The 536-nt window shown below is 58.8% G+C and carries 1 protein-coding gene; it reads left to right on the forward strand.

All coding sequences use genetic code 11. The annotated features are described in order from the left end of the window. Nucleotides 1–282 precede the first annotated feature (282 nt). On the forward strand, nucleotides 283–536 hold a 254-nt coding region (locus tag ACW7G5_RS14805; RefSeq protein WP_457005786.1), incomplete at its 3' end, for a hypothetical protein.

The raw sequence follows: 536 nt of genomic DNA on the forward strand, positions 1-536 counted from the left end.
CTCGGGGCAATGCTGATCCTGGTTGCCGCCGTTCCGCTGCTGAACCTGATGCTGCCGGCGCTGCTGCTGGCATGCGCCGGCCATTTGTCGCGCCGGGTAATGTCCGGGAAGTATCTGCTTGCCGGAAATGGGGTCGATGTGAACAAAATGGCGCTGGCTGTCGATCGGTGAAACTTGTGCGAAAAGACGCCCGCTCGCGGATTGAGAGGTGCCGGCGCTACATGGTGACCGTCGGCGCGTCCAGCCTCGAGGCCGAAGAGCCGCCCATCAGGTGTTGATTGAATGCGCGGATCGCCAGAAAAGGAATATGCCTTTCTCCGCGAGCACCTGCAGGACACGTTAGGCGTTCCGCTGGTTTATACGTTCGGTTACGTCGCGATGAATGTTCGCACTATTCTTCATACGCCGCTGAAAAGGCAGGAGAAGATGCTGAAGGATGGCGTTCCAATCCGGGGCAAGCAATTCGTGGACGTAGACGACTTCGGCATGGAGTTGGTCTACAAGCCTGACCGGAATCAGCTGCCGGCACTGGAGAC

The sequence above is a fragment of the Luteimonas sp. A501 genome, from assembly GCF_054052085.1.